Origin of the sequence: Nocardioides sp. (genome assembly GCF_036401255.1) — a bacterium.
Lineage (GTDB): Bacteria > Actinomycetota > Actinomycetes > Propionibacteriales > Nocardioidaceae > Nocardioides.
Genome location: NZ_DASWVI010000231.1, coordinates 1 through 7,512, shown reverse-complemented (window position 1 = coordinate 7,512; position 7,512 = coordinate 1). Strand labels below are relative to the sequence as shown.

At 75.1% G+C, this 7,512-nt stretch carries 4 protein-coding genes and 1 pseudogene; 4 read left to right on the top strand and 1 reads right to left on the bottom strand.

Annotated elements, in window-relative coordinates; all coding sequences use genetic code 11:
• From VGD85_RS10655 to VGD85_RS10645, 3 genes are all read left to right on the top strand, one after another.
• The coding region (locus VGD85_RS10655; RefSeq protein ID WP_331063415.1) for an ABC transporter permease at nucleotides 1–719 on the top strand (719 nt) is incomplete at its 5' end.
• The gene (locus VGD85_RS10650) at nucleotides 716–1,789 is read left to right on the top strand and encodes an ABC transporter ATP-binding protein (protein WP_331063414.1); all 1,074 of its coding nucleotides are present in this window, start codon (nucleotides 716–718) and stop codon (nucleotides 1,787–1,789) included. The genes VGD85_RS10655 and VGD85_RS10650, both read left to right, overlap by 4 nt.
• Nucleotides 1,786–4,467, top strand: a complete 2,682-nt coding sequence (locus VGD85_RS10645; RefSeq protein ID WP_331063413.1) for an AMP-binding protein — start codon at nucleotides 1,786–1,788, stop codon at nucleotides 4,465–4,467. Before VGD85_RS10650 ends, VGD85_RS10645 begins: the two co-directional genes overlap by 4 nt.
• Nucleotides 4,468–4,480: 13 nt before the next feature.
• Here the strand turns inward: VGD85_RS10645 and VGD85_RS10640 are convergent.
• Nucleotides 4,481–5,551, bottom strand: a pseudogene (locus VGD85_RS10640) (phosphoribosyltransferase family protein); the annotation flags it as partial.
• Between the two features lie 261 nt (nucleotides 5,552–5,812).
• Between VGD85_RS10640 and acsA the strand changes: the two are divergent.
• A partial coding sequence (acsA, locus tag VGD85_RS10635) for an acetate--CoA ligase (RefSeq protein ID WP_331063412.1) occupies nucleotides 5,813–7,512 on the top strand: 1,700 nt, incomplete at its 3' end.

The window sequence follows — 7,512 nt, the reverse complement described above, 5'->3', positions numbered from 1 at the left end:
CCACCGGTGGCCTGGCGGCCCTCGTGGTGCTCTCGATCGGCGTACCCCTGCTCAACCTCGGCCGCTGGCTGCTGCGCGGCTCCTCGACCCGGTTCGACCTGCCCGACCTGACCTCGGCGATCGCCACCTCCGTCGGCCTCGCGGTGGTCGCCGGCCTGGTCGCCACCGCCGCCGCGAGCCCGGTCGCCTGGCTCGCCGTGCGCCACCGCGGCCGGCTCACCACCGCCCTCGAGCGGGGCACCTACACCGCCAGCGCGATGCCCGGCATCGTCGTCGCCCTGGCCCTGGTGACCGTGTCCATCCGCGCGGTGCCCGACCTCTACCAGACGCTGCCCCTGCTCGTGGTCGGCTACGTCATCTTGTTCCTGCCGCGTGCCGTCGTCAGCCTCCGCCCGACCATGGAGCTCGCGCCGCCGGTGCTCGAGGAGGTGGCCCGCAGCCTCGGCTGCAGCCGCGCGGCCGCCGGCGTCCGGGTGACCCTGCCCTTGGTCGCACCGGGCCTCGCCGCCGGCTTCGCGCTCGTGTCCTTGGCGGTGTCGACCGAGCTGACCGCCACGCTGCTGCTCGCCCCCACCGGCACCGCCACGCTCTCCACCGAGTTCTGGTCGAAGGCGTCCTCGGTCGCGTACGGCGCAGCCGCGCCCTACGCGCTGGCGCTGATCCTGCTCTCGGTGCCGGCGACCTGGCTGCTCAGCCGGGTGACGGTGGCCGCGCGATGACGCCGGCACTGGAGGTCAGCGGCCTGACCGTGGGCTACGGCGACCAGACCGTGCTGCACGCGGTCGACCTGGTCGTCACCGACGGGATCACGGCCGTGCTCGGGTCGTCCGGCTGCGGCAAGTCGACGCTGCTGCGCACGATCGCCGGCTTCCTGCGGCCCGGTGCCGGGACCATCCGGCTCGCGGGCGTCGAGGTCACCGCTCCGGGCCGTGCGGTCCCGCCCCGTGACCGCAACATCGGCTACGTCCCCCAGGAGGGGGCGTTGTTCCCGCATCTCGACGTGGCCCACAACATCGCCTTCGGGCTGCCGCGCTCGCAGCGCCGACGCCCCCAGGAGCGGGTCGCCGAGATGCTCGAGCTCGTGGGCCTCCCTGCGGGGCTCGGCACGCGTCACCCCCAGCACCTCTCCGGGGGCCAGCAGCAGCGGGTCGCCCTGGCCCGCGCGCTCGCCGCTCGCCCGTCACTGGTGCTGCTCGACGAGCCGTTCTCCTCGCTCGACGCGGGCCTACGGGAGGAGACCGGACGGGCCGTGGTGGAGGCGCTGCGGGTCACCGGGTCCGCGGCCCTGCTGGTCACTCACGACCAGGGCGAGGCGCTGTCGCTGGCCGACCAGGTCGCGATCATGGCCGGCGGCCGGTTCCTGCAGGCGGCTGCACCCCGCACCATCTACCTGGCCCCGGCCACCCAGGCGGTCGCCTCGTTCCTCGGCCACACCGCCCTGCTGCCCGGCCACGTCGGTGGCGGCGCGGGCTCCGGTGGCGCGGGCTTCGCCACCTGCGTGCTCGGCACCGTGCGCGTGACGGGCGACCCGCCTCCGGGCCCCGTCACGTTGGCGCTGCGGCCCGAGCAGGTGCAGGTGCGGCCGACCGGCACGACCGCGGGCGTCGACGCCGAGGTCGTCGACGTGAGCTTCTTCGGCCACGACGCGACCGTCCGGGCCCGGGTCCCGGGCCATCTCGAGCCGATCACCGCCCGCACGGCGGCCGAGTCGCTGCCCCGCCCCGGCGACCGGGTCCGGCTCGTCGTCACCGGCGAGGTCCGGTGCTTCGACCCCGAGGCCGGCTCGTGACCACCGAGCAGGTCGTCTCCGTCGCCGGCGTACCGTGCGGCGACCTCGACCTGACCCTGCTCGGTGGACGGCCGGCCGACCCGGCGCTCATCACGGACGGCACCACCCTCACCTACGCGGACCTCGCCGCGCTGGTGGCCCGGCGGGCCCGGTCCCTCGGCGACCCGCACCACCTGTTGCTGCTGGAGATGTCGAACGACCTCGACAGCGTCGTCACCTACCTCGCCGCCCTCGCGCTGCACCGTCCCGTGCTCGTCGTCGGGCCCGCCCAGCACAGCGGCGCCCACGACGAGATCCTCTCCCGCTACCGGCCGCGCACGGTCGCCACGGCCGCCGGAGACCGCGCGCTCGGGCCCGACGGCGTCGCGCCGGACCTCCACCCGGACCTCCACCCGGACCTGGCGCTCCTGCTCTCCACCTCGGGGTCGACGGGCTCGCCCAAGCTGGTGCGCCTCTCGCGCACCAACATCACCGCCAACGCCCGGAGCATCGCCGACTACCTCGGCATCCGCCGCTCCGACCGCGCCCTCACCTCGCTGCCGCTGCACTACTGCTACGGCCTGTCGGTGCTCAACAGCCACCTCCTCGCCGGTGCCGCCGTCGTGCTCACCGACCTCTCCGTCGCCGACGAGTGCTTCTGGGACCTGGCCGCCACCCATCGGGCGACGACGTTCGCGGGCGTGCCGTACACGTTCGACCTGCTCGACGCGAGCGGGTTCGCCGACCGCGACCTGCCGCACCTGCGCTACGTCACCCAGGCCGGCGGGCGGCTCGCGCCCGAGACCGTGGTGCGGTACGCCGAGCTCGGGCAACGGCGCGGTTGGGACCTGTTCGTCATGTACGGACAGACCGAGGCGACCGCCCGGATCGCCTACCTGCCGCCCTCGCTCGCCCACGCGCGCCCCGAGGCGATCGGCATCGCGGTCCCGGGCGGGTCCCTGCGGCTCGACCCGCTCCCCGACGGCGAGCCCGGCGTCGGCGAACTCGTCTACAGCGGCCCGAACGTCATGATGGGGTACGCCGAGGGCCCGGCCGACCTCGCCCGCGGCTCCGAGCTGGCCGAGCTCCGCACCGGTGATCTCGCCCGCCGCGGCGCCGACGGCCTGTGGGAGATCGTCGGCCGGCGCAACCGCACGGCGAAGGTCTTCGGCCTGCGGCTGGACCTCGACCGCATCGAGCAGCGGCTGTCCGAGGCCGGCACCCCCGCCCGGGTGGTGGCGCTGGGGGACGCGCTCCACGCGTTCACCACACGACCGCGCGACCGCCAGCGGCTCGGTGCCCACGTCGCCCGCCTCGCCGCGATCCCGGCCGGCGCCGTGACCACGCACCACGTCGACTCGACCCCGACGACCGGCTCCGGCAAGTGCGACTACGCCGCGCTCCTGCGCCAGGCCGCGGCCGCGGAGCGGGTGGCGCTGCCCGACACCGGGGAGACGGCGTACGACGCCGCCGGGCTGCGCGACCTCTACGCCGTGCTCCTCGGTCGCCCGGACGCCACCGTGCACGACAGCTTCGTCGGCCTCGGTGGCGACTCGCTCTCGTTCGTCGAGGTCTCCACCCGGCTGGCGGCCCGGATCGGGCACCTGCCGCCGGACTGGCCGCGCCGTTCGATCGAGTCGCTCGCGCGCGACGCCCGGCCGGCGCGCCGGCTGGTCGCGCCGGTCGAGCTCGGTGTCGTGCTGCGCGCGGTCGCGATCACGCTCGTCGTGCTCACCCACGTCGACCTGCTCCAGCTCCAGGGCGGGGCGCACCTGCTGCTGGTCGTCGCCGGCTACCACCTGGCACGCTTCGGGCTGGCCGTCGGGGGCCGACGTGCCCGCACCCATCGGCTGCTCGGCACGCTGGCCGGGGTGGTCGTGCCGGCCTCCCTGTGGATCGCCGGCTGCGCGGCGCTCACGGGTCAGTACCGACCGGCCACGGCCCTCTACCTCAACGGCCTCCTGGGCGGCCGGGCGTGGAGCGACGACTGGCAGTTCTGGTTCCTGGAGGTCCTGGTCTGGGGGACGCTGGCGACCGCCTTGCTGCTCGCCGTCCCGTCGCTCGACCGGTGGCAGCGCCGGCGCCCGTTCGGCACGGCCCTGGTCGTGCTCGCGGCCACGCTCGCACTCCGGTACGCCGTGGTCGGCGCCGGCGCGGACGGCACCGAGAAGTACACCCTGGCCGGCAGCCTGTGGCTGCTCGCGCTCGGCTGGGCGATCGCCGAGGCCCGCACTCCCGCCGGACGCGCGCTCGTCGTGTTGGTCCCGGCGGTCGGACTCCTGGGGTTCTTCCCCGACGAGCCGCTGCGGACCGCGATCGTCGGCGCCGGTGTCGTGCTGCTCGTACGTGCCCGCCCGGTGCCGGTGCCCACGCGCCTGTCCCGCCCGCTGGGCGTCGTCGCGAGCGCCTCGCTGTGGATCTACCTGACCCACTGGCAGGTCTACCCCGGCCTGGAGGCGTCGGGCCGGCCCGTGCTCGCGATCGTCGCCTCCCTCGCGGTGGGCGTCGCCTGCCGCGCGGCGTACGTGCGCCTCGAGCAGGCCGCGCGCTCCGCGGTCAGCCGCGCGCGCCGGCCACGGCCGGGCCGGAGGACGCCCGCTGCGCCAGGTGGAGGCCGAACCACTCCTTGGCCAGCTCGCACACCCGCTCCAGCGAGTCCGGCTCGGAGAACAGGTGGGTCGCACCCGGCACGACCGTGACGCGCCGCTGGCAGTGCAGCCGGGCGGCGGCCCAGCGGTTCAGCTCCAGGACGGTCGGGTCGGCACCGCCGACCACCAGCAGTGTGGGCGCGGTCACCCGGGCCAGCGCGTCGCCGGCGAGGTCCGGCCGGCCGCCACGGGAGACGACCGCGCTGATCGCCCCGTCCAGGTCGGCCGCCGAGCGGAGCGCGGCCGCCGCGCCCGTGCTGGCGCCGAAGTAGCCGATCGGCAGCCCCGCCAGTCCGGGGTACTCGCCGAGCCAGTCGGTCGCGTTCGTGAGCCGGTCCGCCAGCCCGTCCACGTCGAACACGCGGTCGCAGGAGGACTCCTCGGCCGGGGTGAGCAGGTCGAGCAGCAGCGTCGCGAACCCGGCACGGGTCAACCGCCGGGCGACGTGCACGTTGCGGGGGCTGTGCCGGCTGCTGCCGCTGCCGTGGGCGAAGACGATCACGCCGCGCGGGTGGTCGGGGATCCGCAGCGTGCCCGCGAGGATCGCGCCGGGGACGGGGATGCGGACGGTGCGACCGCTCGGGTCGGCGTCGGCGCTGCTCCCCCGACCGCGGTCGAGCAGCCGGACCACCTGCTCGTCGGTGATGGGCCGGAAGTCCTGGTAGTGGCTGCCGACCGTGCTGAACTCGGCCGGCATCTCGACGTACACGAGCTCGTCCGCGCCCAGGGCGCGCGCGTTGAGGCCGGGCGCGGCGACCGGCGTCGCGACGACGACGTACGCCGCCCCCACCTCGCGCGCGACCGCGCACGCGGCCGACGCGGTGCCGCCGCTGGCGATGCCGTCGTCGACGATCAGCGCGACCTTGCCGGACAGGTCGAGCGGCGAGCGGCCGCGGCGCAGCTCGGTGGCCCGGTCGCGCAGTGCGGCCCGCTCCTGCTTGTCCAGCTCCGGCTCCCCCGGCAGACCGGGCTTGCGCACGACGATCACGTCCAGGGGTGCGCGCAGCTGGTAGGCCACCTCGGCGGCCACCGGCACGCCCCCGCGCGGCAGCCCGATGACCACGACGTTCGTGCCCGCGACGTGCTCGAGCAGCGCGGCCAGCCGCCGGCCACCGTCGATCCGGTCGAGGAACATCGTGGACACCTCCCGTCCTGTCCCCTCCACGGTCACCCGGGCGGCGCGCGCCCAGACAGAGCACCACGGCCCAGCGCCGGGAGACCTTCTTCCCTGATCGGAGAGCCGGCCGGCAGGGTGGCGTGAGACCGAGGGCCCGAGCTGCCGCCTCCCAGCACCGTTCGGGTAGATCGCCGGGGCCGGCGGGGACCTTTGCCTCTTCCGGATCGGGGTCGAAGGATCCACAGACTGGCAGGAGACGACCGAAGGAGGTCGGAGGCCATGGCCAGCACCCGACCCGAGCTCGAACCCGCACAACCGGCGTCACCCGGCTACCGCGATCTCGTGCGGGGATTCACCTGGGACCACGCTCGCGAGGAGCTCGCCCGGCTCCCCGGCGGCCGCGGCCTCAACATCGCCTACGAGGCCGTCGACCGGCACGTCGACGAGGGCCGCGGCGACCACGTCGCGATCCGCTTCGTCGCCGCCGACGGCACGACGACCCCCATCACCTACGCCCAGCTGCGCCAGGAGACCAGCCGGTTCGCCCACCTCCTCGGCTCGCTCGGGGTGCGCCGCGGCGAGTGCGTGGTCTCGCTGCTCGGCCGCCAGCACGAGCAGTACGTCGTGTGCCTGGGCACCCTCAAGGCGGGAGCCGTGTTCTCCCCGCTGTTCTCCTCCTTCGGGCCCGACCCGGTCCGCGAGCGCATGGTGCGCAGCCGCGCGCCGGTGCTGGTGACCACCGAGTCGCTGTACCGGCGCAAGATCGCGCCGCAGCTGGCCCAGCTGCCCTACCTGCGCCACGTGGTCCTCGTCGGGCGGCACGACGGCGACGAGTTCGAGCTCACCGACTTCGACGCCGCGATGGCCGAGCAGCCCGCCGAGTACGAGGTCGCGCCGACCGGCCCCTCGGACCCGGCGCTCCTGCACTTCACGAGCGGCACGACCGGGCTGCCCAAGGGCGCCGTCCACGTGCACGACGCCGTCGTCGGCCACCGGGTGACCGCGGGTCTGGCGCTCGACCTGCACCCCGGGGACGTGTTCTGGTGCACCGCCGACCCCGGCTGGGTGACCGGGACGTCGTACGGCATCATCGCGCCGCTCACGATCGGCGCGACCCTGATCAGCTACGCCGGCGAGTTCGACGCGGCCGCGTGGTACCGGATCCTCGCCGAGCAGCGGGTGAACGTCTGGTACACCGCCCCGACCGCGCTGCGGATGCTGATGCGGTACGGCGCCGACCTCCCCCGCGAGCACGACCTGAGCGCGTTGCGGCACATCGCCAGCGTCGGGGAGGCGCTCAACCCCGAGGTGATCCGCTGGGGCCAGGAGGCGTTGGACCTGCCGATCCACGACAACTGGTGGCAGACCGAGACCGGTGCGATCATGGTCAGCAACTACCCCGGCATGCCGATCCGTCCCGGGTCGATGGGGCGGCCGATGCCCGGCGTCGAGGTGGCGCCGCTCGCGCTCGGCGACAACGGCCGGGCCCGGGTCGAGGACGGCCACGTCACCCGTGCCGCCGTCGGGGAGTCCGGTGAGCTCGCGGTCCGGGCCGGCTGGCCGTCGATGTTCCGCGCCTACCTCGACGACGAGGAGCGCTACCAGGCCTGCTTCGCCGACGGCTGGTACCTCAGCGGCGACCTGGCCAGCGTGGACGCCGACGGCTACCTGTGGTTCGTGGGCCGCGCGGACGACGTGATCAAGTCCGCCGGTCACCTGATCGGACCGTTCGAGGTCGAGTCGGCGCTGCTGGAGCACCCGGCGGTCGTGGAGGCGGGCGTCATCGGCATGCCCGACGAGCTCGCCGGCGAGCTGGTCCGCGCCTACGTCACCGTGCGTCCCGGGACGCCCGCGGACGAGGACCTGCGCCGCGACCTCGTGGCGTTCTCGCGCCGACGGCTGGGCGGCCTGGCGCCCAAGGAGATCGTGTTCGACGACCACCTGCCGCACAACAGCAGCGGCAAGGTGATGCGCCGGGT